Origin of the sequence: Labrys wisconsinensis, assembly GCF_030814995.1 — a bacterium.
Classification (GTDB): domain Bacteria; phylum Pseudomonadota; class Alphaproteobacteria; order Rhizobiales; family Labraceae; genus Labrys; species Labrys wisconsinensis.
In genome coordinates, this window is the sequence record NZ_JAUSVX010000021.1 from 79,585 (window position 1) to 102,390 (window position 22,806).

Sequence of the window (22,806 nt, forward strand, 5' to 3'; positions counted from 1 at the left end):
GCTTGTCCCGTCCATCCACGCGAACACTGTATTGGCCAGACCTCGCGGCGACGCCGTGGCGTCAGCTGCGGTACCCGCGGTGGTCGCGTGGATGGGCGGATCAAGTCCGCCCATGACGCTGGGGCAAACGTCGCGTCTCTAGGAGACGGCGCCGGGGCCCCCCTCACGGCGCGGCCTTGACCTCGTTCCACAAGTCCGAGCGCTTCAGCGGGTCCTCCACCGAGTCGAGCCAGACCAGCTTGTCGCCCTCGTTGGCGCTGGCGCTCGCCACCACCGTGTTGCCGAAGCCGGTGCGCTCGGAGAGGGCGGTGCCGATCTTCTTCTGCAGGAGGAAGTTCACCCATTTCTCCGCCGCGGCCTTGTCCTTGACGCCGCTGGTCATCGCCCAGTTGTCGAGCCAGGAGAGGGCGCCTTCCGACGGGTTGATGTAGGCGACATGCGCGCCGACCTTCTGCAGGGCCTTGAGCTGCTGCTGGCCGTAATTGGCCCAGATCAGCGCCACGTCGTTGTTCTGGTAGATCTGCTGGGCTTCATCGGCGGTGGTGTAGAAGCTCAGCACGTTCTTCTTCAGGTCGATCAGCTTGGCCTTGGCGGCGGCGAGCTGGTCTGCCGAGAGGTGGAAGGGGTCGGCGACGCCCATGGTCAGGGCGGTGAAGGAGAAATTGTGCTCGCCATTGTCATAGGCCAGCACCTTGCCCTGGTATTTCGGGTCCCACAGCACCGACATCGAGGTCGGGGCGGGCTTGACCTTGTCCGTATCGTAGATCAGGCCGATGGAATCGAAGCAGAAGGGGATGCCGTAGACCTTGCCGTCGCGGGTCTCGCCCTTGATGGCGGCGAGGTCACGGAAGCGCGGCAAGACCTCCTGCTGGTTGGGAATGGCCGAGAGGTCCCAGGGCGTCACCAGCTTGGCGTCGATATAACGCTGCAGCTGGGCCGTGTTGACGGCCATGACGTCGAAGTCCTTGCCCTCGCTGCCCTTGATCTTGGCCCAGATCTCGTCGTCGCTGCCGATGAACACGACATTGACGTCGATGCCGGTCTCCTTGGTGAAGTCCTTCACCCAGTCGGGGTCGGCATAGCCTTCCCAGGCGAGGACGCGCAGGGTCTCGGCGCTGGCCGCCGTGGCCCACAGGCCGGCCGCGAGCGCGGCGGCGCCCAAAAGATGCTTCAACGAGAGATGCTTCAATCCGATCACGGCTGTTCTCCTCTGTTGGTGGGGTGGGGAGCGCCTTGGCCGACGGCGCGGCTGGCGCTCTCGCAGGTTTGTCGGTTCATCCGGACGGCACGGCATGTCCGCCGCCCCGTCACACCCAGCCGCCGTCGACGATGAAGTTCTGCGAGGTGCACATGCGGCTGTCGTCCGCCGCCAGGAACAGCGCCATGCGGGCGATGTCGGGCGCGTGGAGGCGGTCGGGCAGGCATTGGCGCTCGGCGATCTGGCGCTCGCCCTCCGGGGTGAGCCAGAGCGTCACCTGGCGCTCGGTCATCACCCAGCCCGGGATCATGCAGTTGACGCGGATGCGCTCGGGGCCGAACTCGCGGGCCAGCGCCCGGGTCATGCCCGATATCGCCGCCTTGGCGGTGACATAGGCCGGGCAGTCGGGGTCGCCGACCATCCAGGTGATCGAGCCGAAATTGACGATCGAGCCGCCGCCGGCATCGCGCATCTGCGGCCGCACCGCCTGCGCCGCGAAGAACTGGTGGCGCAGGTTCACCGCCATGCGGTCGTCCCAATAGGCCGGCGTCACGTCCTCGGTGCGGTGCCGGTCGTCATTGCCGGCATTGTTGAGCAGGACGCGGATCGGCCCGTGCGCCGCCGCGGTCTCGGCGACCGCCCGCTGCAGCGCCTCGACGTCGCGCAGGTCGCAGGGGATGAAGGCCGGCGGGCGATGGCCCGCCGCCGCGACCGAAGCCACGAGGCGCTGCGCCGGTTCCTCCGCCAGGTCGACGAAGCTGACGACCGCACCCTGGGCGCAGAAATGCTCGACCAGGCTGGCGCCGATGCCGCTGGCCCCGCCGGTGACGAAGACGGTGCGATCCTTCAGGCTGGGATAGGCCGCGTTGACGAAATCCGTGTCCATGGCCGCCTCAATGGGAATGGCGGGGGATGCCGGCCTCGCGCCGGCCGGTGAGGAAGTCGAAGTCGCAGCCTTCGTCCGCCTGCAGGACATGCTCGACGAAGAGCTTCTGGTAGCCGGTGGCGCCCGGGTTCGCCGGCGGGCGCCAGTCGCGCCGGCGCGCCGCGAGCTCCTCGTCGGAGACGTCGAGATGCAGGCGCCGCCCGGCGACGTCGAGCGTGATGAGGTCGCCGTCGCGCACCAGGGCGAGCGGGCCGCCGGCGGCTGCCTCCGGCGCGGTGTGCAGCACCACGGTGCCGTAGGCGGTGCCGCTCATGCGCGCGTCGGAGATGCGCACCATGTCGGTGACGCCGCGCTGCAAGAGCTTGGCCGGCAGGGGCATGTTGCCGACCTCGGCCATGCCGGGATAGCCCTTCGGGCCGCAGTTCTTGAGCACCATGATCGAGCTCTCGTCGATCTCCAGCGCGGGATCGTCGATGCGGGCGTAGTAGTGCTCGATGGTCTCGAACACCACGGCACGGCCGGTGTGCTGCATCAGCGCCGGGGTGGCGGCCGAGGGCTTGATCACCGCGCCGCCGGGGGCGAGGTTGCCGCGCAGCACGGCGATGCCGCCCTGGGGCGTCAGCGGGGCGTCGAGGCTGCGGATCACCTCGCCGTTGTAGGAGGGCGCATCGCGGATGATCTCGCCGATGCTCGGGCCCGCGACGGTCGGCGCGTCGGCATGGATGAGGCCGGCTTCGGCCATCGCGCGCATCACCGCGCGCAGGCCGCCGGCATAGTAGAAGTCCTCCATCAGGAATCGGCCCGATGGCATCAGGTCGACGATGGTCGGCACGTCGCGGCCGAGCCGGTCCCAGTCGTCGAGGGAGAGGTCGACGCCGAGGCGCCGCGCCACGGCGATGAGATGGATGACCGCATTGGTCGAGCCGCCGATGGCGCCGTTGACGCGGATGGCGTTCTCGAAGGCCGGGCGGCGCAGGATCTGCGACATGCGCACGTCCTCGCGCACCAGCGCGACGATGCGCCGGCCCGCCTCCTGCGCCAGGATGGCCCGGCGCGAATCCACCGCCGGGATGGCGGCGTTGTCGGGCATGGCGATGCCGAGCGCCTCGACCATGCTGGCCATCGTCGAGGCCGTGCCCATGGTCATGCAGCTGCCGGCCGAGCGGCTCTGGCCCTGCTCGGCGGCGAGAAAGTCGTCGACCGACATGCGGCCGGCCTTCACGTCCTCGTAGAACTTCCAGACATGGGTGCCCGAGCCGATCGGCTTGCCGCGGAAATTGCCGTTCAGCATCGGTCCGCCGGACACGGCGATGGTCGGCAGGTCGCAGCTCGCCGCGCCCATCAGCAGGGCCGGCGTGGTCTTGTCGCAGCCGACCAGCAGGATGACGCCGTCGATCGGGTTGGCGCGGATCGATTCCTCCACGTCCATGCTGGCGAGGTTGCGGAACAGCATGGCGGTCGGGCGCATGTTGGATTCGCCCAGCGACATGACGGGGAATTCCAGCGGCAGCCCGCCCATCTCGTAGACGCCGCGCTTCACGTGCTCGGCGAGGCCGCGCAGATGCGCGTTGCAGGGCGTCAGCTCCGACCAGGTGTTGCAGATGCCGATCACCGGGCGTCCGTCGAACACGTCGGGCGGATGGCCTTCGTTCTTCATCCAGCTGCGATGCATGAAGGCGTTCTTGCCGGAGCCGCCGAACCAGGCGGTGGACCGCAGCTTGCGTCGCTCGTCTGCCATCGCTCACCTTGCTGGATGTGTTTTGTATTGCCAAACAGTGTTTGGTATTGCAAAGATCGTAGTCCCGTTGTTTGCTGGGTGTCAATCGGTCCCGTGGCGGCACAGGCCGGGCGATCGGGGAGGGGGAGAGATGGGCGACGAGCGCTACCGGGTGCAGAGCCTCGGGCGGGCCTTCGACCTGATCGAGGCGATCGCCGCCAGCGGCCGGGCCGGGGCCCGGCTGACGGATCTCGCCCGCGATGTCGGCCTGTCCAAGGCCGCCGCCTACGCCATCCTCGTCACCCTGCTGGCGCGCGGCGTGGTCGTCGACATCGGCGAGGGCATGACGCGGCGCTACCGGCTCGGCATGACCCTGGTGCGGCTCGGCGACCTCGCGGTCTCCGGCACCGGCCTCGCCGACATCGCCATGCCGATCCTGCGCGACCTGACCCAGGAGATCGGCATGACCTCGCGGGTGGCGATGATGGACGGCGGCTTCGCCGTGGTGGTCGGCCGCGTCGATGCGCCTGGCGCCATCCGCTTCGACGCGGCGCTCGGCCGGCGCGAGCGGCCGCATTCCTCCGGCGTCGGCAAGGTGCTGCTGGCCTCGCTGCCCCGGGCCGAGGCTTTTGCCATCCTGGAGCGCGCGGGCTGCGAGGCGCAGACCGCCCGGACGCTGACCACGCTCGACGCCCTCGGCGCCGAGTTCGACCGCATCGCCGCCTGCTGCTACGCGGTGGACGACGAGGAGGACCATGAAGGCATCATCTGCGTCGCCGTCGGCATCTTCGGCCATGGCGGCCGCTCGCTCGGCGCCGTCAGCGTCACGACCCTGAAGCAGCTCCTGCCGCCCGAGGCGATCCCGCCGCTGGCCGGGGCGCTGCTGCGCCATGCCGACCGGATCTCCCTCGCCCTCGGCGGCCCGACAGCCGCCGACGCCTGGGCGGCGCGAGCCACGGTGCGGCTGCCCCTGGCGGCGGTGGCGGAGGGCTGAGAGCGCGCGCCGGCCTCGCTACGGGGTGTCGGGCGATCCGGCCGCGGGCGGGCCCGTCACGCGGCTTCTGATGCAGACCGCCATCGCGACGACGATGACGATGGCGCAGAGCACGGCGAAGCGGTCCACCTGCTCGCCGAGAAGGAGCGCCGACCAGGCAAGCGTGGCCAGCGGCTGCATCAGGTTGAGCTGGCCGATGCGGGCGATGCCGCCGGCCGCCAGCCCGCGATACCAGGCGAGGGAGCCCAGGAACATGCTGACGACACCGGCATACCAGAGGCCGATCCACGCCGCCTCCGGGATCGGCGCCGACCAGTCGTGCCGGCCGATGGCGACGGCGGCCGGCAGGGCGACAACGGGAACCATGGCGATCATCGCCCAGGACAGGGTCGTCACGCCGCCGATCTCACGCGACACCCGGCCGCCTTCGACATAGGCGATCCCCAGGCTCAGCAGCGCCAGCAGGAGCCAGCCGTCGGCCGGGTGCAGGCGACCTCCGCCCTGCCGAATCGCGAAGGCGGCGACAGCGGCCACCCCGGCGATGGATGCGATCCAGAAGGATGGCGGCGGACGCTCGCCCGTTCGCCATGCGGCGATCACCGCCGTCGCCGCCGGGGCCAGGCCGACCACGACGGCGCCGTGGACGGCGGGAACGTCCTTCAGCGCCATGGCGACGAAAAGGGGATAGCCGACCGCCAATCCGAGACCCATGGCGACGATGCCGGGCCAATGGCGCGGCGCAGGTGGGCGCCAGCGCCCGGCCAGGAGCAGCGTCAGCGCGCCCAGCAGCGCGGCGATGCCGATGCGTGCGGCCGTGAGGATGAGCGGCCCGAATTCCGGGACCGCCGCGCGGGTTGCTGGAAGCGTGCCGCTGAAGGCGAGCATGCCGAGGCTGCCCATGACCAGTCCCGCCGACCATGCCGGCGCGCGGCGCGGGGCGGCGGTCACGACGGCTTCCGCATCGGGCGTCCCCGTCATGCCGCCTGCGCCGGCCGGCCGGACGCTTCCGCGGCCGCCGGCTTGTGGATTGCGACGCCGGCCATGACGAGGGCCACGCCGGCCACGTCCCGGAGGCCGGGGATCTGCGCCAGCACGAGGATGCCGACCAGGGTCGCGGTCGCCGGCAGCAAGGCCAGCAGGAGCGCGAAGCTGGCACGCGGCAGCCGCGACATCGCCATCTGGTCGCAGATATAGGGGATGACGGACGAGCAGAGGCCGACGCCGATGCCGGCGAGAACCAGGGACGGCGAGCCGAACGCCTTCACGGCCTGCATCGCTCCGATCGGCAGGATGACGAGGAAGGCGATCGCCATCGCCGCCCCGAGCCGCTCGATGCCGCCGCTGGCGCCGTCCTCGGAAATCCTGTGGCCCAGCACGATATAGCCGACGAACAGCGCGCCGTTCAGGAAGGCCCAGGCCAGCCCGGCCGGATCGCTCGACCATCGCACGTCGATCAGCAGGAAGACGCCGAGCACGGCGAGCCCGAGCGCCGCCACGTTGCGGGCGGTCCTGAGGCCGTAGAGGGCGACGCCGATCGTCCCGACGAATTCGATCGCCGCGACGAGGCTCATCGGCAGCCGATCGAGGGCGAGGTAGAACGCGGTGTTCATCACGGCGAGGCAGAGGCCGAGGCCGGCCAGCAGGAGCCGCGTCCTGCCGTCCGCCCGGCTGATGGTCCGCCACGGCCTGGTCCATGGCGCGAAGACCAGCGCGGCGGTGGCGATCCGCATCCAGGCGACACCGAGCACGCCCACGGCAGGGAACAGCAGCACGGCAAAGGACGGGCCGAGATAATGAAAGACCGCGCTCACCCCGAACCAGACATGGGGCGGCGCCGAGCCGGCGATCTTGGTGAACCCTGATCCTGAAGGCGTCATGCCGCTCTCCCAGCCTTCAGTATGAGAGCCGGACGGGCTGCGGTATATGAGGATCAGGGCACCGACGCGGTGGCATTGCCGCGACATCAAAGGATGATCCGATGAAACGCCTTCGATACGAAAATGGTGGGCTGGATGCCGTCGATGCCCGCCTCCTCGATATCCTGGCCAGGGACGCGCGGACCAGCCTTGCCCAGCTGGCGCGCGCGGTCGGCCTGTCGCCGCCGAGCGTGTCGGAACGGATCGCCCGCCTCGAGGAGGCCGGGGTGATCGAGGGCTACACGCTGGCGATCGATCCGAAGGCGCTCGGCCTGCCGATCGCGGCCTGGCTACGGATCAGGCCCGTTCCGGGGCAGCTCCACAAGGTCGCGGAGATCCTGCAGGGATTGCCGGAGGTCGTCGAATGCGACCGCGTGACCGGGGAGGACTGCTTCATCGCCCGGGTCCATCTCGGATCCGTCGACGAGCTGGAAGGGGTGATCGACCAGATCATCCCCTATGCGATGACCAACACCGCGATCATCCAGTCCTCCCCGGTCAAGCGGCGCCTGCCGCCGATCCCGCGGAGCCAGGGCTGATGATGGTCTCTCCGAGAGGCCTCGTTTGGGCATCGTCGGGGATTCAATACTTGAGATGCGACGCCCGCCAATCCCCCTTGCGGGGAGGGGTAAGGGGTGGGGTCGTGAGGCCCGCCTCGACGGATCGAGAATCGAGCACGGAGCCTTTCGACCGGTGTAGCGCCCCAATCTGATGGACCCCCACCCCGTACCCCTCCCCGCAAGGGGGAGGGGATTGGCAAGCGTCGCGGGCTCATCGACCAAGGTCGCGTCTCGCTCGACCGCATCGGGCCTGCGCCTGCGTCGATTCCCTTGTCTCCGAGCCGCTCCTCAATAGTCGAGCCGTCCGGCGAGATCCCCGAACGGGATCATGACGTGCCGGCGATAGGCCGGCCGGTCCTGCAGCCGCCGATACCAGGCCTCGACCTGCGGCAGGGCGGGGCGCTCGATCTCCAGCTCGAAATAGCGATAGAGCGCGGTGCCGGCCGGAATGTCGGCGAGGCTGAGGCTGTCGCCGCAGAGATAGGCGCGGCCCTGCAGCCGGCGATCCAGGAGCTCGAAATATCGGGCGCATCGCTCGATGCCGCGGTTGATCGCCGGCCAGTTCCGCAGATGGTCCGGCGTGCGGTAGAATCCCCAGAAAACCTCTGTCAGGAAGGCCGGCTGCAGCGCCGTCTGGGCCCAGTCCATCCAGCGGTCCGCCTGCGACCGCTCGCCGGCATCGGCGGGCCAGAAACGGTCCGCGCCGTGTCTCGCCGCGAGGTAGCGCAGGATTGCGTGGGATTCCCAGACGATCGTGCCGCCGTCATCGATCACCGGCACGCGCCCGTGCGGGTTCATGGCGAGGAAGCCGGGCGTGTCGAGCAGGCCATGGGCGCCGCCGGCGGGGATGTGCTCATGGGCGAGGCCGAGCTCGCCGACGAGCCACATCACCTTCTGCACGTTGAAGGAATTGCGCCGCCCCCAGATCCTCAGCATCGTTCGCCTCTTCTCGCCCGCGGGCCTTGGTTGGCGACCAATGCGGCCTTACGAGGGCGGCGGCCGGCTCAGGCGCCGTCGACGACGAGCCGCAGCGAGCCCTCGAACTGCGGCTGGGTGCGCAGGTGGCCATAGCGCCGGTCCCAGGCGCCGGTCTCGAGGTCGTGTCCGAGCTCGTCCACGAAGCGCCGTCCCACGGCCGGGTCGACGAAGCTCCAGGCCGAGTTCGCCAGCCGGGCGCCGGGGTCGAGCAGGCGCTCGGGGCGGCCGTAATAGGCTTCGCTGAAGCCGTCGGTGCAGTGGAGCGGGATCGGCACCGGGACGATCCGCGCGGCCCCGCCCAGGCCTTCGACGACGGCAGCCATGGTGGGATAGCGGCGCGCTTCGACCGCGATCATGTCAGGCGCGTAGGCGGCCAGCCATGACCGGTCCAGCGCCGCGGGGTCGCAGGTCAGGATCAGGACCGGGCCGCGCGTCACCCGCCGCATCTCGGCGAGGCCGGCTTCGAGATCCGGCCATTGATGCACGGTGAAGGTCGCCATGCTCGCCTCGAAGCTGCCGTCGGCGAAGGGCAGGGCCTCGGCCACGGCGTCGACGGCGGCCGGCAGATGGGCCGGCCGCTGCGCCCGCATCGAGGCGGAGGGCTCCACCGCGGTCACGGCCCGGTCGACCGGCTCGTAGGATCCGGCGCCGGCGCCGACGTTGAGGACCGTGCGGGCCTCGCCCAGGGCCGCCCGGATGAACGCCGCGATCTGCGGGTCGGGCTGGCGGTATCTCGTATAGCCGGTGCCGATGGCGCCGTAATCGGCGTCGCCGGCGCTGCCGTCGTCGTGTCTGTCGGGCATTGTCGCATCTCCTGCTTGAGCGAGACGGCGCGAGGGGCCCTGCGCGCAAGCCCCAGGCCCGCGGTCTCCCCGTTTGTTCCGTTCCGGAAAATCGCGCCGGTCTCGTGCCGCGATAAACGCCGTGGAACAGAGTGGGAAAAGCGATAAGATCGCACAAGCATTGTTCGGAAAAATCACATGGCTCGCCGCATCCCGTCGCTGAACGCCCTGCGTGCCTTCGAGGCGGCGGGCCGGCATGGGCGGATGACGCTGGCTGCCGACGAGCTGGCCGTCACGCACAGCGCCGTCAGCCGCCAGGTGCAGCATCTGGAGAACGTCCTGGGCGTGCCGCTGTTCGAGGGGCCGAAGAACGGGCTGCGGCTCACCGAGGCTGGAACGCGGCTGCTTTCCGGACTGGTGTCGGCCTTCGACCAGATCGACATGGCCGTCAGGCAGGTGGCCGACATGCCGGACGGTCCGCTCGACGTATCCTGCCCCGGCACGTTCACCATGCGCTGGCTCATCCCGAGGCTCTACCGGTTCCAGGCGGCGCATCCCGGCATCGAGGTCCGGCTGACCTCTTCGTCCAGGCCGGTCGATTTCGCGCGCGACGGCTTCGACGTGGCAATCCGCGTCGGGGCCGGGCCCTGGCCGCAGGGGGCCGAGGTCGTCCCGCTCTTCGGCGAGCAGACCGGCCCCGTCCTGGCGCCGGCCCTGGCCCAGTCGGCGCCCCGGGACCTGGCGGGTGTCGCGGTGCTGCATTCGCGGACCCGGCGCCGTGCCTGGCCGGACTGGTGCGCGCGCTCGGGCACGCCGGGCGGCCATGCGCCGGGCATCGAGTACGAGCATTTCTACTTCATGCTGGAGGCGGCCTCCGCCGGGCTCGGCGTCTGCATCGCGCCCTGGCCGTTCGTCGCCGACGATGTCCGGTCCGGCCGGCTGGCGGCGCCGCGCGGCTTCATCGCCAGCGGGCAGGACTATGTCGCGCTGCGGCGGGCGCGCCGCCACCGGAAATCGTCGCTGTTCTGCGCGTGGCTTCAGGACGAGGCCCGGGATTTCGCCGCCGCGCCGCCGGGCTCCTGAGACGGCGAGCTTCGGACCCCTTGCGGGCGTGCGCGGCTGCGCGCCAGGCTGGCGATCTCCTCGCGCGCGGCGAGCAGCGTGCCGCCGGTGATGAGCAGGGCGGCGACGGCGACCCGCGCGTCGAGAACGCCGTGGCCGGTGGCGATCAGCAGGGCCGTCGAGATCATCGGCGTGGAGAAGGCCATGACGCCGAGCAGCCGGATATTGCCGCGCTTGACCCCGATGTCCCAGGCGAAGAAGGCAAGGCCGACCGGACCGATCCCGAGTGCGAGGGTCGCCCACCAGGCGGAGGGGGCGACCGTGACGACCGTGCCCTCGAACAGGGCGTGGCAGGCGAGCCCCAGGGCCGCCGTCGCCAGGCAGTACCAGCCGACGGTATCCGTGGGGACGGTGCCGACGGCGCGGCTCGACACGCAGAACGCCGCCCAGACGATGGCGGAGGCGATGGCCAGCAGCTGGCCGGCGAGATGCGCGCCGTCGAACATGGACAGGACGGCCGGTCCGAGCAGCACCACCGACCCGCCGGCCCCGATCAGGCACCCGGCGATGTGATACCAGCGCAGCCGTTCGCCCGGCAGGAAGCCGGTGAAGAGCACCATCAGCAGCGGCCAGAGGTTGACCAGGAGCGCGACGTCGACGGCGGGGGCATGCCGGAGCGCGACGTAATAGAGGGCATAATAGCCGAACAGGCCGGCGAGGCCGATCGCCCAGACGGCGGCGCCGTGCCTGATATGGCGGAGCATGTCGTCGCCGTTCCAGAGCCATTTTCCCAGCATCACCAGGAAGGCGATGAAGAAGGTCATGGCGATGAGCTGGAACGGCGGGAAGGCGACGGCATAGGTGGAGATCAGGACCTGGGCGCCCCATTGCAGGATGGTGGTCATGCCCAGGAGCGTGGCGCCGCGCTGCGAAAGGGCCATGGGGAACCGTGCCTCCTTGCCACGACGGCTCGCTGGAGCAGCCCGTGAGTTCAACATGCATGCATCAGCGTGTCGTGATATGTTGATCTAGCGCAATGACACATCACGAGTCAATGATGGATGATATCAAGGCTGCCGCCGAGATCGCCCGCCTGCTGGCGGATCCGGTGCGCCTGACGATCCTGCATTTCCTGACATGGGGGCCGGCCTCGGTCGCCGAGCTGGTTGCCCTGACCGGGGCGAGCCAGCCGAACGTGTCGAACCACCTGAAGCTGCTGCGCGAGCGCGGCATGGTGCTGGGGGACAAGACCGGGCGACAGATCGTCTATCGCCTGGCCTCGCCGGCGGTCGCCGAGCTCTTCAACGCGCTGTCCTGGGCGGCGCTGGGCAAGGCGGAGCCGGCGAGCCTGCCGGCGACGGGCGCGCTGGTGCAGGCGCGCACCTGCTACGACCATCTCGCCGGCCGGCTCGGGGTGGCGCTGCTGCAGGGGCTGGTCGCGGCGCGAGCCATCACCGAGCCGCGGGAGGCCTGGGACACGATCGAGCCGGGGCCGTCAGCCGATGGCGTGTTGCAGCGGCTCGGCATCGATCTGGACGAGGCCGGCAGGGACGGGACGAGGCGGCGCTTCGCCTTCGCGTGTCCGGACTGGAGCGAGCATGGTCATTCCCATCTCGGCGGCCTGCTCGGGGCGGTCCTGTGCGAGCATTGCCGGAAGGCGGGCTGGATCGAGCGCAACGCCGCCACCCGGGCGGTCCAGCTGACCCCTTCGGGGGCGGACGCCCTCGAATGGCTGATCGGCCGGGACGGCCGATCAGCGGTCGGCGAAGGGGCGCGGACCCGCGCGCCCTGACCGACCTGAAGCGTTTGCTTCAACCGCCGACGCGCTCACGCAAGATCGGCGTCGGCTCCTCCGCGCCCGTCGGATTCGGACACGCCGCTCGCCTCCTGCATCCACTCGCGGAACGCCCGGATCAGCGGGCGCTCGGCATGGCTCTTGAGGCAGACGACGTAGTAGCGGAATCGCGGCGCGATCTTCAGCGAGAGGTCGAAAGGCCGCACCAGGCGGCCGGCGGCGAGGTCGTCGCCGACCAGGCTGGTGTTGCCGAGGGCGATGCCCTGGCCGTCGACCGCCGCCTGCAGCGCCAGGGAATGCTGGCTGAAATAGATGCCTCGGGCCGGGTCGGGCTTGTCCGCCTTCGCCGCCAGCAGCCACATGCGCCAGTCCGGCCACATGTCGTCCTGGGCGTGCCAGTCCAGATGGATCAGCGTGTGGTGGACGAGGTCGTTGGGCTCGCGCAGCGGCGCCGGGCCGTGCAGCAGCGCCGGGCTGCAGATCGGGAACACCGATTCGGCGAAGAGCGGGTCGGCGCGCAGGCCGGGATAGTCGCCATTGCCGAAGCGCACGCCGACATCGGCCTCGCCGCGGGCGAAGTCGGCGGGGTGGTCGGAGATGTCGATGCGGATGTCCACGCCCTGGACCCGCTCGCGGAAGCGCGACAGGCGGGGGACCAGCCACTTCGCCGCGAACGAGGCGCTGGCGGTCACGGTCAGCGTCTCCGCCTGGCTGGCCCGGACGGCGGCGGCGAGCGCCGCGTCGATGCTGCGCAGCGGCATCTCCGTCGCGGCATGGAGCGCCTTGCCGGCATTGGTCAGGCCCATGGTGCGGCTGGTGCGCCAGAACAGGCGGGTGCCGAGGCGCTGCTCGAAGGCCCGGATCTGGTTGCTGACGGCCGCGGCGGTGACGTCGAGCTCGTCGGCCGCCCGGGCGAAGCTGAGATGGCGCGCCGCCACCGAGAAGGTCCAGAGCGCGCCCAGTCCGTGATTGGCCTTGGGCATGGCGATCATCAAGCTTTTGTTGTCGATTCAAACATGATAGCGCCATTGATCATTGTGGGCAAATCATTGAAATTATGGAGAAACAAGGAGCACCTCCACGGAGGTCCATCAACAATGTCGATCGTCTCAATCCTCGCTTACGCCTTCCCTGCCGCCGCTTTCGCCGGCGCCGTCGGTCCCACCAGCCATCCGCGCCGGCGCGGATGGCCGGGCCGCTTCCAGACGCAGGCCGACGCCGAGCTGACCGCCGCGCTGTCGCCGGCCGTGCTGTCCAGCGGCCATATCGTCCTCAACGTCTTTCTCCGCCGTCAACCTTGAGGCCGGGGCACCGCGCCGTTCCCTGCGCTCTTCCACCTGTCCCGCCGCCGCCGGAACCCAGGTTCCGGCGGTTTTTTGTGGACGGCAGGCCTTGTCTTTCGCCAGCGTTGCGGCTTTGACTCAAGCGCACCACCGACGCCGCGCGCGGGCCACCATCGCGTGACAAACGCACCCGGCGCGCGCTTGATAGGCGCAACGGTCCGGCAATGTCCGGATGTCCCAGCGGGGAGGGTGCCTTGGAGAGCTCCGACACGAACGGCGTCGCGCCCGGCGCCCCCGGGCTGCCGGCGCGCTGGACCTCCAGCGCCAAGTCCGGCGTCGGCACGGCGCTGACCAAGGCGAGCCGGGTCTGGTTCACCCTCAGCCACGGCATCCTCAACGAGGTCTATTATCCGCGCATCGACATGGCCTGCACGCGCGACCTCGGCCTGATCGTCACCGGCACGGACGGCTATTTCTTCGAAGAGAAGCGCGACGCCGACCATGTGGTCGCCACCCTGCGGGAGGGCGTGCCGGCCTATGTCCTGACCAACACGGCGCGCGACGGCGCCGTCCGCATCGAGAAGTCGGTGCTGGTCGATCCCGACCACGATGCGGTGCTGCAGGACATCCGCTTCGTGCCGCTGCGCGGCAGTCTCGCCGACTACCATGTCCATGCCCTGCTGGCGCCGCATCTGGTCAATGCCGGCATGGGCAACAGCGCCTGGGTCGGCGACTACAAGGGCGTGCCGATGCTGTTCGCGCAGGGGCGCGACGGCACCTCGCTGGCGCTCGCCTGCGACAAGCCGTGGCGCTGCCTCAGCGTCGGCTATGTCGGCGCCTCCGACGGCTGGCGGCAGCTCCAGGATGGCGGCCGGCTCGATCCCGCCCTGCGCGCCGCGCCGGACGGCAATGTCGCCATGGCCGGCGAGGTCGCCCTCGAGGGAGACGGCGGCTTCCTCCTCTCCCTCGCCTTCGGCATGAAGCCGGAGGAGGCGGGGTACCGGGCGCTGGCCAGCCTGCAGCGCGGCTTCGAGCCGGCCCGGGCCGCCTATGTCGCCGGCTGGCGGCACTGGCAGGACAGCCTGATCCCGCTCGGGCCCCCGTCTCCGCCCGACGGGCTCAGCCCCTACCGCGTCAGCACCGCGGTGCTCGCGACCCATCGGCCGCACTCCTTCCGCGGGCCGGCGGTGGCGAGCCTCTCCATCCCCTGGGGCTTCGAGAAGGGCGACGAGGATCTCGGCGGCTATCACCTGGTCTGGCCGCGCGACCTGGTCGAGACCGCCGGCGGCTTCCTGGCGGCAGGGGCGGTCGAGGACGCCGAGTCGATCCTCGCCTATCTCGTCGCCATCCAGGAAGAGGACGGCCATTGGCCGCAGAACGCCTGGCTCGACGGCACCGCCTACTGGCCGGGGCTGCAGATGGACGAATGCGCCTTCCCCATCCTGCTGGCCGACGCGCTGCGCCGCGAGGGCGCGATCGATGCGGCGGGGCTCGCCTCGATCGCCACGATGATCGAGCGCGCCGCCGGCTTCATCGTCCGGAACGGCCCGGTGACCGGTGAGGACCGCTGGGAGGAGGACCCCGGCTATTCCACCTTCACCCTGGCGGTGGAGGTGGCGGCGCTGCTCGCCGCCGGCGATCTGCTCGCGGCGCTGGGCAAGGGCGATGCCGCCCGCCTGGTGCGCGAGGTCGCCGATTGCTGGAACGAGCAGATCGAACGCTGGACCTTCGTCACCGATACCGAGATCGCCCGCAAGTTCGGGGTGAGCGGCTATTACGTCAGGATCGCCCCGCCCGACACGGCCGACGCCGCCTCGCCGCTCGCCGGCTTCGTGCCGATCAAGAACCGGCCGCCGGGCGAGGACAGCCGGCCGGCGGCGGCCGTGGTCAGCCCCGACGCCCTCGCCCTGGTGCGCTTCGGCCTGCGCGCCGCCGACGACCCGCGCATGGTCGACACGGTCAAGGTGATCGACGGGCTGCTCAAGGTCGAGCTGCCGCAGGGGCCGCTCTGGTATCGCTACACCGGCGACGGCTATGGCGAGAAGGCCGACGGCTCGCCCTTCGACGGCACCGGCATCGGCCGGGCCTGGCCGCTGTTCGCCGGCGAGCGCGCCCATTACGAGATCGCCGCCGGCCGCCTCGACGCGGCCCAGCGCCTGCTGGCGACCTTCGAGGCCAGCGCCGCGCCGGGCGGCCTGCTGCCCGAGCAGAGCTGGGACCAGCCCGACATCCCCGAGCGCGAGCTGGTCTTCGGCCGGCCCGCCGGCAGCGCCATGCCGCTGGTCTGGGCCCATGCCGAGCATATCAAGCTCCTGCGCTCGCTGCGCGACGGGGCGGTGTTCGACATGCCGCCCCAGGGCGTCGAGCGCTATCAGAAGGCCAGGACCGGCTCGCCGCTGCGGATCTGGCGCTTCAACGCCAAGCTCGGCGTCATTCCCGCCGGCAAGACGCTGCGCCTGCAGCTGGACGCGCCGGCGCGGGTGCATTGGAGCCTCGACGGCTGGCTGGACACCCGTGACAGCGACACCGCGCCGGCTCCCTTCGGCCTGCATGTGCTCGACCTGCCGACAGCGGCCGCTGCCGCCGGCAGCCGCATCGTCTTCACCTTCTGGTGGCCGCAGGCGGAGCGGTGGGAGGGCGCGGATTTCGCCGTGGCGATCGTTGCCCCGTGACAAGCCCGCCTCGGGTTGCAATAGTGCCGTTCCCGCAGAGCTGCGCAGGCGTTGCCATGACTGAGACGAAATCGGACGCCTTCGTGCTGTTCGGCGCGACCGGGGATCTCGCCCACAAGAAGATCTTCCCCGCCCTCTACACCATGATCGAGCACGGCACGCTCGACATTCCGGTGATCGGCGTCGCCTTCGACGACTGGGACCTCGCCAAGCTGCAGGCGCGGGCGCATGACGGCATCGCCGCCGCGGTCGGCACGGTCGACGAGGAGCGCTTCGCCAAGCTCGCCGGCCTTCTGCGCTATGTCAGCGGCGACTACCGCAACGGCGCCACCTTCGCCAAGCTGAAGGCCGCCCTCGGCGCGGCCAGCCATCCGCTGCACTATCTCGCGGTGCCGCCGAGCATGTTCGAAACCGTGGTGCAGGGCCTGGAGCAGTCCGGCTGCGCCGACGGGGCGCGGCTGATGATCGAAAAGCCCTTCGGCCACGATCTTTCCTCGGCGCGCTGGCTCAACCGGATGCTGCATCTGGCCTTCGAGGAGAAGGCGATCTTCCGCATCGACCACTACGTCGGCAAGGAAGCGATCCAGAACCTGCTCTATTTCCGTTTCGCCAACGCCTATCTCGAGCCGATCTGGAACCGGACCTATGTCGAGAGCGTGCAGATCACCATGGCCGAGGATTTCGGCGTGGAGGGCCGCGGGCGCTTCTACGACGAGGTCGGCACCATCCGCGACGTGATCCAGAACCACCTGCTCAACGTGCTGGTGCTGCTGGCCATGGAGCCGCCCTCCGGCCATCTCAGCGAGGACCTGCTGGAAGAGAAGGTCAAGGTGCTGAAGGCGATCCGGCCGCTCACGGCCGACGACCTGGTGCGGGGACAGGTCGAGGGCTACCGCCAGATCCAGGGCGTCGCGCCGGCCTCGACCGTGGAAACCTTCGCGGCGCTGCGCCTCTACATCGATTCCTGGCGCTGGGAGGGCGTGCCCTTCTACATCCGCGCCGGCAAGAACCTGCCGGTGCACGCGACCGAGGTGGTGGTGAGGCTGCGCCGCCCGCCGCTCGACCTGTTCGGGGAGGGGCCGTCCCTGCCGACCAACTATCTGCGCTTCCGCTTCAACCCGCAGGTGGTCATCGCCGTCGGCTCGCGGCGCAAGGCGCCGGGCGAGGGCCTGGTGGGCGAGCCGGTCGAGCTCACGGCCGTCGACGACGGCAAGGGCGACCTCGAGCCCTATGAGCGCCTGATCGGCGACGCCATCGCCGGCGACGCCACGCTGTTCACCCGCCAGGATGCCAGCGAGATCGCCTGGCGGATCTTCGACCCGGTGCTCGCGGCGCCGCCGCCGGTCCATCCCTACAAGCCCGGCGAGTGGGGCCCGGCCGAGGCGATCGACAACTTCCGGCCGCCGCAGGGCTGGGTCGATCCGGCAGTCTGAAAACAGGAAGGGGAGGGGCGGGGACGGAGGGGAGAGCCCATGGCGAAGGCGACAACGACGACCTTGAAAGCGGTGCCCAACCCCGCGGACCTGACCGTTCTCGCGGTCGATGTCGGCGGCAGTCACGTCAAGATCCGCACCAACCGGGAGGAGGAGAAGCGCGTCGCCGCCTCCGGCCCCGACATGACGGCTGCGGGCATGGTCGCGGCGGTGCGCGGCCTGGCACAAGGCCTTGCCTTCAACGTGGTCTCGATCGGCTATCCCGGTCCGGTGCTGCACAACCGGCCGCTGGCCGAGCCGGCCAATCTCGGCAAGGGCTGGGTCGGCTTCGACTATGCCAAGGCCTTCGGCGCGCCGGTCAAGATCGTCAACGACGCCTTGATGCAGGCGGTCGGCAGCTACAGGGACGGCCGCATGCTGTTCCTTGGCCTCGGCACCGGGCTCGGCGCCGCGATGATCGCCGACGGAGTCGCCCTGCCGATGGAGCTGGCGCACCTGCCCTACAAGAAGGGCCGCAGCTACGAGGACTATGTCGGCGTCGCCGGCCTGGAGCGGCGCGGCAAGAAGAAGTGGCGCGAGTCCGTGTTCGACGTGGTCGAGCGCCTGAAGGCGGCGCTGGAGCCGGACTACGTCGTCATCGGCGGCGGCAATGTCGAGCTCCTCGAAGACCTGCCGCCCGGCAGCGAGCGCGGCGGCAACGAATTCGCCTTCGCCGGCGGCTTCCGCCTGTGGCAGGACGAGAAATTGAGGTTCTGAGGAGGGGCGTGAGGCTGGAAAATCCCTCTCCCTCCGGGAGAGGGGCAGGGGTGAGGGTCTAAACGCCTCAGCAGATTGCCGAATCCTTTTCACTGGCGGGATGCCGAAGCCCTCTCCGGCCGCCGTCTAACCCCTCACCCCTGCCCCTCTCCCGTTGGGAGAGGGGTTCTGCGACGCACCTGCCATGGCCCTCGCGCCGCCATAGCGGCCAGCCGAGCGTCATGCCGGCGGCGGCGAGGAGGATGGCGACGCCGCCGGCGAGCTGGAGGGGCTGCAGGCGGTGGCCGAAGGCGAGGACGTCGACCAGCACGGCGACCAGCGGATAGATGAAGGACAGCGCCCCGGTCAGGTTGGTCGGCAGCCGCTGGATCGCGCCGTAGAGCAGGATGTAGACGAGGCCGGTGTGGACGATGCCGATGGCGCCGAGCAGGGCCCAGGTGCCGGCATCGGCGGGCAGGTGGCGGAGGTCGGCGAGCGGGGCGAGCAGGAGGCTGCCGATCAGCACCTGCACCAGGGCGATCAGGTGCGGCCGCACGCCCTTCAGCAGCTTGGCGGCGATGGCCGCCACGGCATAGAAGAAGGCGGCGCCGAGGGCGAGAAGGATGCCGGCGAGATAGTCGGTGCCCGGCGTGCCGGCGTGGGGCACGGCCGCCACGATCGCCAGCATGCCGGTGAAGGCGACGGCGAGCCAGCCGAGCTTGGTGGCGGTGATCGTCTCGGCGAAGAAGAGCGCGCCGAGGCCGACCAGCATGAAGGGTTGGGTGTTGTAGACGACCGTGGTGACGGCGATCGAGGCGCGGGGATAGGCGGCGAACAGGAGCAGCCAGTTGGCGACGATGGCGATGCCGCCGACGACGGCGACGGCGAGCTGCCGGCCGGTGAGGGCGTCGCGGCGGATCAGGCCCATGGCGGCGCAGACGACCAGGAGCGTCGCCGCGCCGAACACGCAGCGCCAGAACACCACGTCCGTCACCGGCTGGCCCGAGACCACCACGAACCAGCCGATCGTGCCCGAGATCGCCATGGCCGTCGTCATCTCGGCCGTGCCGCGCAGCTTCTCCGTCATCGCCGCCTCTTCCGCATGGACGGCCGAAGCATAGGCGGCGCTGTGCCGGCATGATATGGCTTGCGTAAGGACGAAGGCGATCATCACCTTCCGATCTGAGCCGAATACCCTGTCTTGCCTGAGAACGATCATGCTCGACGACCTGGACCGCCGCATCGTCGAAATCCTGGCGGAGGATGCCCGCATCTCCCTGAAGGCGCTGGCGCAGCGCGTCGGCCTGTCCTCGCCCAGCGCCTCCGAGCGGCTGAAGCGCCTGGAGGAGCGCGGCGTGATCCGCGGCTTCACCGTCGACCTCGATCCGGCGGCGATCGGCTACGGCCTGCAGGCGATCGTCCGCATCCGGCCGTTGCCGGGCAAGCTGCACATCGTCCAGAAGCTGATCGAGGAGATCCCGGAATTCTCCGAATGCGACAAGGTGACGGGCGACGACTGCTTCATCGGCCGGCTGCACCTGCGCTCCATCGACCAGCTCGACGGCATCCTCGACCGCATCATCGACAAGGCCGAGACCAACACCGCCATCGTCAAGAGCCAGCCGGTGCGCCGGCGCCTGCCGCCGCTCGGGCCCGCCTGACCCGGCGCCTCAGGGGGGATCCGACCCGGTCGCCGCCATGACCCGTTGCCGCAGCCAGCGGTGGCCCGCGTCGCCGTCGCGGCGCCTGTGCCAGATCTGGCGAAAGGCAAAGGTCGGGATGGCGAAGGGCGGCTCGAACCGGCGGAGGCCGGCGGCCGATGCGGGATGCGGCAGGATGCGCCGTGCCGCGGTGAGGACGAGGTCGGTGCCGCGGATCAGGTCCGGCGCGATGCCCCAGTGCGGAAGGACGATGCAGACCCGGCGCCGGTGGCCCGCCGCGGCGAGCGCCGCGTCGATCTCGCTGTCGACGTCGGCCCGGAGCGCCACCAGCGCGTGCGGGCGGGCGAGATAGGCCGGGAGGTCCAGCGACGGGAGGGCCGCGAGGCTGGCGGCGTCGGCGAGGCAGGCGAAGCTCTCCTCGAACAGCGTCTGGGCGCGCACGCCGTCGACCGGGCCGGGGAAGACGCCGAATGCCAGGTCGATCTCGCCGTCGATCACCTGCGAGACCATGACCTCGCGGCTCGCCTGGCTCACCACCAGGTCGATGGCCGGGGCCTGCCTCCGCAGCATGCGCACCAGGCCCGGCAGGACCACGGCCGCGCCATAGTCCGACATGGCGAGGCGGAATGTCCGGCGCTCCTCGGCCGGGTCGAAGGCGGAGGGCCCGAGCACCCGGCGCATGCGCTCCAGCGCGCCGGCGAGCTGCGGCGCGATCTCCAGGGCGCGGGCGGTCGGCTCCAGCCGGCCGGAGCGGCGCACCAGCAGGGGATCGCCGAAGAGGTGGCGCAGCCGCGCCAGCGCGTGACTGACGGCCGGCTGGCTCCGGTTCAGCCGCACCGCAGCCCGCGTGACATGGCGCTCGGCCAGGAGGGCGTCGAGGACGACGAGCAGGTTGAGGTCGACGGCGCCGAGATTATTCATTTCATGCATGTTGCATGTGATGGATGAGAATTTCCATAGCCGGCCCGAATGCAGTAGCTCGGTGCCCGTCACCCCTGCCGAGATGTCCCCATGCCGAACGCCGGTCCTCTCTCCCTGCTCGCCGCGGCCCTGCTGGCCGGAGCCGTGGTCCCGTTCCAGGCCGGCGCGAATGCCGCGCTCGGCCGCCTGCTCGGTCATCCGCTCTGGGCTGCGCTCGTCTCGCTGGGCGTGAGCGTGGCAGTGATCATCCCCGTGATGGTCGCCTTTCGAATCCCCACCCCGACCCTGGCCGAAACTCTGAAGGGGCCGTGGTGGATCTGGATCGGCGGCGCGGCCGGCGTGCTCTACATTACGGCGGCGCTGCTGCTGGCCCCGCGGCTCGGCGCCGCCGGCTTCATCGTCGCCGTGATCGCCGGCCAGATGCTGGTTTCGGCGGCGATCGACCATTTCGGGCTGATGGGCTTTCCCGAAAAGCCGGTTGGCGCGGCCCGCCTCGCCGGCATCGGGTTGATCGTCGGCGGCGTGGTGCTGGTCCAGCTTGCCGGCACTCCGGCCGCGCAGGCGCGATGATGATGTCGACAAGGAGATTTCCCATGCAACCCCATGCCGTCCTGCGCGTCGCCCGCCCGACCAACGACCTGGCGGCCGTCGCCCGCTTCTACCGCGACGGGCTCGGCCTCGAGGAGCTCCACCGCTTCGCGGACCATGACGGATTCGACGGCATCATGCTCGGCCATCGCGGCGAGGCTCATCATTTCGAGTTCACCCATGCGCACGGGCACGATGCCGGCCGCGCCCCGACGCAGGACAATCTCGTCGTCTTCTACCTGCCGGACCGCGGGCAGTGGGAGGCGGCGGTGGCGCGGATGAAGCGGCACGGCTACGCGCCGATGCCCTCGTTCAACGCTTATTGGGACGTCAACGGCGTCACCTTCGAGGACCCGGACGGATACCGGGTGGTGCTGCAGAACGCCGACTGGCGGGCCCTGGAGGCGCGCGCGACGAAGGGCTGACGGGCGAAGCGGAGGGCGGGCGCCCGCATCCGACGCAGCCGCCCGTCCGGACATCCCCGGAGCAAAGCGCGTTCGGGCGGAAACATGGCCTTGCTCCAGGGCTGCCCTGAGCGGCGTCCCGGCGGGCTCGTCGCGCCCGGCCGGGCAATCGATCGCAGCCTCCGCACGTCGGACGCGCCTCCTTCAGCTTCCTGCCGGCCGCTTGGGCGCCGACAAGGACGAGATGGCTTGCGCGACCTCGGTGACCTGCGGCGCGATGCGGTCGCAGGCGTCCTCGAAGCTCCAGCGGGTGACCGGCACGGAGACGCCGACGGCTGCGACCGCGGTGCCCTCCATGCCGAACACCGGCGCGGCGATGTTGATGTCGCCGCGATAGAACTCACCCTTGGCATAGGCGAAGCCGGTCTGGCGCGCCGTGTCCACCAGGCCGATGATCTCATCGCGATCCATCACGGTGGCGGGCGTGTAGCCGCGGATCGTCGAGCGTTGCAGCAGCGCGTCGGCGGCCGGCTTCGCCAGGCCGGACAGATAGGCGCGGCCGGCCGCGGTGCAGTACATGGGGTAGCGGCCTCCTATCGGCAGTTGCACCGAGATCTGGAAGCGGCCGGGAAAGCTGGCCACGAACACCATGTCGAGGCCGTCCGGCTCCGACAGGTTGACGGTCTCGCCGCACTTGATGTTGAGGTCGAGAAGGTAGGGATTGGCGCTCTCGATCAGGCCGCTGGTGGTGGTGTAGCGCATGCCGATTTCGAGTGCTTTCGGCGTCAGCGAGTATTTCTTCGAATAGAGATCCTTCCTGAGGTAGCCGAGGCTCTCCAGCGTGAAGGTCAGCCTCTGCACCGCGCTCTTGCCGATGCCGGTCGTGGCGGCCAGCTCGGGCAGGTTCATCGCTCGCCGGTCGAGGCCGAACGACTCCAGGATCACGAGCGCCTTGGCCAGGGAGTGGTTGAACAAGGGTGAGCTCGCCTGCGACTCCTCGGGCATCCCCACCGTTTCCGACTTCGGCATCCCTCGCCACTCCTGAGACGATTCACGCCCCCTAAGAGGCGCATTGAAAGGGGACTGTCAAACCGAATTATCAATGCATGCATATCGCATGTCGATTTATTATCATCGTTGCACAATATGGGTAGATCGAATATGAGAGGGACAGGGCGTGACCACAATGTCTGAACAAGCGCGCCCGGTTTGTCCGAAACC

General features: G+C 70.0%; 23 protein-coding genes. 11 read left to right on the forward strand and 12 right to left on the reverse strand.

The genetic code is table 11. The annotated features are described in order from the left end of the window. Positions 1-163: 163 nt before the first annotated feature. From QO011_RS36305 to QO011_RS36315, 3 genes are all read right to left on the reverse strand, one after another. Complete coding sequence (locus tag QO011_RS36305) at positions 164-1,198, reverse strand: ABC transporter substrate-binding protein (protein ID WP_307283570.1); 1,035 nt, start codon at positions 1,196-1,198, stop codon at positions 164-166. A gap of 109 nt (positions 1,199-1,307) precedes the next feature. Continuing rightward, the gene (locus tag QO011_RS36310; RefSeq protein ID WP_307283573.1) at positions 1,308-2,084 is read right to left on the reverse strand and encodes an SDR family NAD(P)-dependent oxidoreductase; all 777 of its coding nucleotides are present in this window, start codon (positions 2,082-2,084) and stop codon (positions 1,308-1,310) included. Positions 2,085-2,091: 7 nt separating this feature from the next. After that, positions 2,092-3,822 (reverse strand): IlvD/Edd family dehydratase, encoded by a 1,731-nt coding sequence (locus QO011_RS36315; protein ID WP_307283576.1) that lies wholly within the window; start codon positions 3,820-3,822, stop codon positions 2,092-2,094. A gap of 130 nt (positions 3,823-3,952) precedes the next feature. Between QO011_RS36315 and QO011_RS36320 the strand changes: the two genes are divergently transcribed. Continuing rightward, positions 3,953-4,795 carry an IclR family transcriptional regulator gene (locus QO011_RS36320; protein WP_307283579.1) on the forward strand — a complete coding sequence of 281 codons (843 nt, stop codon included), beginning with the start codon at positions 3,953-3,955 and terminating at the stop codon, positions 4,793-4,795. Positions 4,796-4,813: 18 nt separating this feature from the next. On the opposite strand, the gene QO011_RS36325 is transcribed toward QO011_RS36320, so the two are convergent. Continuing rightward, the gene (locus tag QO011_RS36325; protein ID WP_307283581.1) at positions 4,814-5,743 is read right to left on the reverse strand and encodes a DMT family transporter; all 930 of its coding nucleotides are present in this window, start codon (positions 5,741-5,743) and stop codon (positions 4,814-4,816) included. Between the two features lie 26 nt (positions 5,744-5,769). Beyond that, on the reverse strand, positions 5,770-6,672 hold the full coding sequence (locus QO011_RS36330; protein WP_307283584.1) for an EamA family transporter: 903 nt from the start codon (positions 6,670-6,672) through the stop codon (positions 5,770-5,772). 101 nt (positions 6,673-6,773) lie between these two features. On the opposite strand from QO011_RS36330, the gene QO011_RS36335 reads away from it, so the two are divergent. Next, complete coding sequence (locus QO011_RS36335) at positions 6,774-7,250, forward strand: Lrp/AsnC family transcriptional regulator (RefSeq protein WP_307283587.1); 477 nt, start codon at positions 6,774-6,776, stop codon at positions 7,248-7,250. Between the two features lie 309 nt (positions 7,251-7,559). Here QO011_RS36335 and QO011_RS36340 read toward each other — a convergent pair whose 3' ends face one another. Next, a complete protein-coding gene (locus QO011_RS36340; RefSeq protein ID WP_307283589.1) occupies positions 7,560-8,207 on the reverse strand; it encodes a glutathione S-transferase family protein in 648 nt (215 codons plus the stop codon). 68 nt (positions 8,208-8,275) lie between these two features. Next, positions 8,276-9,052 (reverse strand): class I SAM-dependent methyltransferase, encoded by a 777-nt coding sequence (locus QO011_RS36345; RefSeq protein WP_307283593.1) that lies wholly within the window; start codon positions 9,050-9,052, stop codon positions 8,276-8,278. A gap of 177 nt (positions 9,053-9,229) precedes the next feature. Between QO011_RS36345 and QO011_RS36350 the strand changes: the two genes are divergently transcribed. After that, on the forward strand, positions 9,230-10,114 hold the full coding sequence (locus tag QO011_RS36350; protein WP_307283596.1) for a LysR substrate-binding domain-containing protein: 885 nt from the start codon (positions 9,230-9,232) through the stop codon (positions 10,112-10,114). Here QO011_RS36350 and yddG read toward each other — a convergent pair. Continuing rightward, entirely contained in the window at positions 10,069-11,034 is a 966-nt protein-coding gene (yddG, locus tag QO011_RS36355) for an aromatic amino acid exporter YddG (protein WP_307283599.1), read from the reverse strand. The genes QO011_RS36350 and yddG overlap by 46 nt on opposite strands. Before the next feature lie 116 nt (positions 11,035-11,150). On the opposite strand from yddG, the gene QO011_RS36360 reads away from it, so the two are divergent. Next, complete coding sequence (locus tag QO011_RS36360; protein WP_307283602.1) at positions 11,151-11,885, forward strand: ArsR/SmtB family transcription factor; 735 nt, start codon at positions 11,151-11,153, stop codon at positions 11,883-11,885. A gap of 35 nt (positions 11,886-11,920) precedes the next feature. On the opposite strand, the gene gcvA is transcribed toward QO011_RS36360, so the two are convergent. Further along, positions 11,921-12,880: a transcriptional regulator GcvA gene (gene gcvA, locus QO011_RS36365; RefSeq protein WP_307283605.1), complete on the reverse strand. Its 960-nt coding sequence runs from the start codon at positions 12,878-12,880 to the stop codon at positions 11,921-11,923. A 105-nt stretch (positions 12,881-12,985) separates the two neighbouring features. Between gcvA and QO011_RS36370 the strand changes: the two genes are divergently transcribed. The 4 genes from QO011_RS36370 to QO011_RS36385 all read left to right on the forward strand — a co-directional run bounded on the left by QO011_RS36370 (position 12,986) and on the right by QO011_RS36385 (position 18,032). After that, positions 12,986-13,189, forward strand: a complete 204-nt coding sequence (locus tag QO011_RS36370; protein WP_307283607.1) for a hypothetical protein — start codon at positions 12,986-12,988, stop codon at positions 13,187-13,189. A gap of 206 nt (positions 13,190-13,395) precedes the next feature. Further along, entirely contained in the window at positions 13,396-15,843 is a 2,448-nt protein-coding gene (locus QO011_RS36375) for a glucan 1,4-alpha-glucosidase (protein ID WP_370882063.1), read from the forward strand. Between the two features lie 56 nt (positions 15,844-15,899). Continuing rightward, entirely contained in the window at positions 15,900-17,276 is a 1,377-nt protein-coding gene (zwf, locus tag QO011_RS36380) for a glucose-6-phosphate dehydrogenase (RefSeq protein WP_307283612.1), read from the forward strand. 39 nt (positions 17,277-17,315) lie between these two features. Then, positions 17,316-18,032, forward strand: coding sequence for an ROK family protein (locus tag QO011_RS36385; protein WP_307283615.1), 717 nt, complete (start codon positions 17,316-17,318; stop codon positions 18,030-18,032). A 67-nt stretch (positions 18,033-18,099) separates the two neighbouring features. On the opposite strand, the gene QO011_RS36390 is transcribed toward QO011_RS36385, so the two are convergent. Beyond that, positions 18,100-19,098, reverse strand: coding sequence for a DMT family transporter (locus QO011_RS36390; protein ID WP_307283619.1), 999 nt, complete (start codon positions 19,096-19,098; stop codon positions 18,100-18,102). Between the two features lie 130 nt (positions 19,099-19,228). Here QO011_RS36390 and QO011_RS36395 point away from each other — a divergent pair, with 130 nt between their 5' ends. Beyond that, positions 19,229-19,672: an Lrp/AsnC family transcriptional regulator gene (locus QO011_RS36395; protein ID WP_307283624.1), complete on the forward strand. Its 444-nt coding sequence runs from the start codon at positions 19,229-19,231 to the stop codon at positions 19,670-19,672. Between the two features lie 9 nt (positions 19,673-19,681). Here the strand turns inward: QO011_RS36395 and QO011_RS36400 are convergent, their stop codons facing one another. Beyond that, positions 19,682-20,602, reverse strand: coding sequence for a LysR family transcriptional regulator (locus QO011_RS36400; RefSeq protein WP_307283627.1), 921 nt, complete (start codon positions 20,600-20,602; stop codon positions 19,682-19,684). 81 nt (positions 20,603-20,683) lie between these two features. Here QO011_RS36400 and QO011_RS36405 point away from each other — a divergent pair, with 81 nt between their 5' ends. Together QO011_RS36405 and QO011_RS36410 are read left to right on the forward strand one after the other, a co-directional pair. Further along, a complete protein-coding gene (locus QO011_RS36405; RefSeq protein WP_307283629.1) occupies positions 20,684-21,163 on the forward strand; it encodes a DMT family transporter in 480 nt (159 codons plus the stop codon). A gap of 23 nt (positions 21,164-21,186) precedes the next feature. Then, positions 21,187-21,606, forward strand: a complete 420-nt coding sequence (locus QO011_RS36410) for a VOC family protein (protein ID WP_307283632.1) — start codon at positions 21,187-21,189, stop codon at positions 21,604-21,606. Positions 21,607-21,789: 183 nt separating this feature from the next. Here QO011_RS36410 and QO011_RS36415 read toward each other — a convergent pair whose 3' ends face one another. Continuing rightward, positions 21,790-22,590, reverse strand: coding sequence for an IclR family transcriptional regulator (locus QO011_RS36415; protein WP_307283634.1), 801 nt, complete (start codon positions 22,588-22,590; stop codon positions 21,790-21,792). Between the last annotated feature and the right edge of the window lie 216 nt (positions 22,591-22,806).

What these genes read in the sequence shown, in the direction of transcription:
- QO011_RS36310 (WP_307283573.1), bottom strand. Translation starts at nt 2,084, where the DNA reads ATGGACACGGATTTCGTCAACGCGGCCTATCCCAGCCTGAAGGATCGC.
- QO011_RS36315 (WP_307283576.1), bottom strand. Translation starts at nt 3,822, where the DNA reads ATGGCAGACGAGCGACGCAAGCTGCGGTCCACCGCCTGGTTCGGCGGC.
- QO011_RS36320 (WP_307283579.1), top strand. Translation starts at nt 3,953, where the DNA reads ATGGGCGACGAGCGCTACCGGGTGCAGAGCCTCGGGCGGGCCTTCGAC.
- QO011_RS36330 (WP_307283584.1), bottom strand. Translation starts at nt 6,672, where the DNA reads ATGACGCCTTCAGGATCAGGGTTCACCAAGATCGCCGGCTCGGCGCCG.
- QO011_RS36335 (WP_307283587.1), top strand. Translation starts at nt 6,774, where the DNA reads ATGAAACGCCTTCGATACGAAAATGGTGGGCTGGATGCCGTCGATGCC.
- QO011_RS36340 (WP_307283589.1), bottom strand. Translation starts at nt 8,207, where the DNA reads ATGCTGAGGATCTGGGGGCGGCGCAATTCCTTCAACGTGCAGAAGGTG.
- QO011_RS36345 (WP_307283593.1), bottom strand. Translation starts at nt 9,052, where the DNA reads ATGCCCGACAGACACGACGACGGCAGCGCCGGCGACGCCGATTACGGC.
- QO011_RS36350 (WP_307283596.1), top strand. Translation starts at nt 9,230, where the DNA reads ATGGCTCGCCGCATCCCGTCGCTGAACGCCCTGCGTGCCTTCGAGGCG.
- yddG (WP_307283599.1), bottom strand. Translation starts at nt 11,034, where the DNA reads ATGGCCCTTTCGCAGCGCGGCGCCACGCTCCTGGGCATGACCACCATC.
- QO011_RS36360 (WP_307283602.1), top strand. Translation starts at nt 11,151, where the DNA reads ATGGATGATATCAAGGCTGCCGCCGAGATCGCCCGCCTGCTGGCGGAT.
- gcvA (WP_307283605.1), bottom strand. Translation starts at nt 12,880, where the DNA reads ATGATCGCCATGCCCAAGGCCAATCACGGACTGGGCGCGCTCTGGACC.
- QO011_RS36370 (WP_307283607.1), top strand. Translation starts at nt 12,986, where the DNA reads ATGTCGATCGTCTCAATCCTCGCTTACGCCTTCCCTGCCGCCGCTTTC.
- QO011_RS36375 (WP_370882063.1), top strand. Translation starts at nt 13,396, where the DNA reads ATGTCCGGATGTCCCAGCGGGGAGGGTGCCTTGGAGAGCTCCGACACG.
- zwf (WP_307283612.1), top strand. Translation starts at nt 15,900, where the DNA reads ATGACTGAGACGAAATCGGACGCCTTCGTGCTGTTCGGCGCGACCGGG.
- QO011_RS36385 (WP_307283615.1), top strand. Translation starts at nt 17,316, where the DNA reads ATGGCGAAGGCGACAACGACGACCTTGAAAGCGGTGCCCAACCCCGCG.
- QO011_RS36390 (WP_307283619.1), bottom strand. Translation starts at nt 19,098, where the DNA reads ATGACGGAGAAGCTGCGCGGCACGGCCGAGATGACGACGGCCATGGCG.
- QO011_RS36395 (WP_307283624.1), top strand. Translation starts at nt 19,229, where the DNA reads ATGCTCGACGACCTGGACCGCCGCATCGTCGAAATCCTGGCGGAGGAT.
- QO011_RS36400 (WP_307283627.1), bottom strand. Translation starts at nt 20,602, where the DNA reads ATGCATGAAATGAATAATCTCGGCGCCGTCGACCTCAACCTGCTCGTC.
- QO011_RS36405 (WP_307283629.1), top strand. Translation starts at nt 20,684, where the DNA reads ATGCCGAACGCCGGTCCTCTCTCCCTGCTCGCCGCGGCCCTGCTGGCC.
- QO011_RS36410 (WP_307283632.1), top strand. Translation starts at nt 21,187, where the DNA reads ATGCAACCCCATGCCGTCCTGCGCGTCGCCCGCCCGACCAACGACCTG.
- QO011_RS36415 (WP_307283634.1), bottom strand. Translation starts at nt 22,590, where the DNA reads ATGCCCGAGGAGTCGCAGGCGAGCTCACCCTTGTTCAACCACTCCCTG.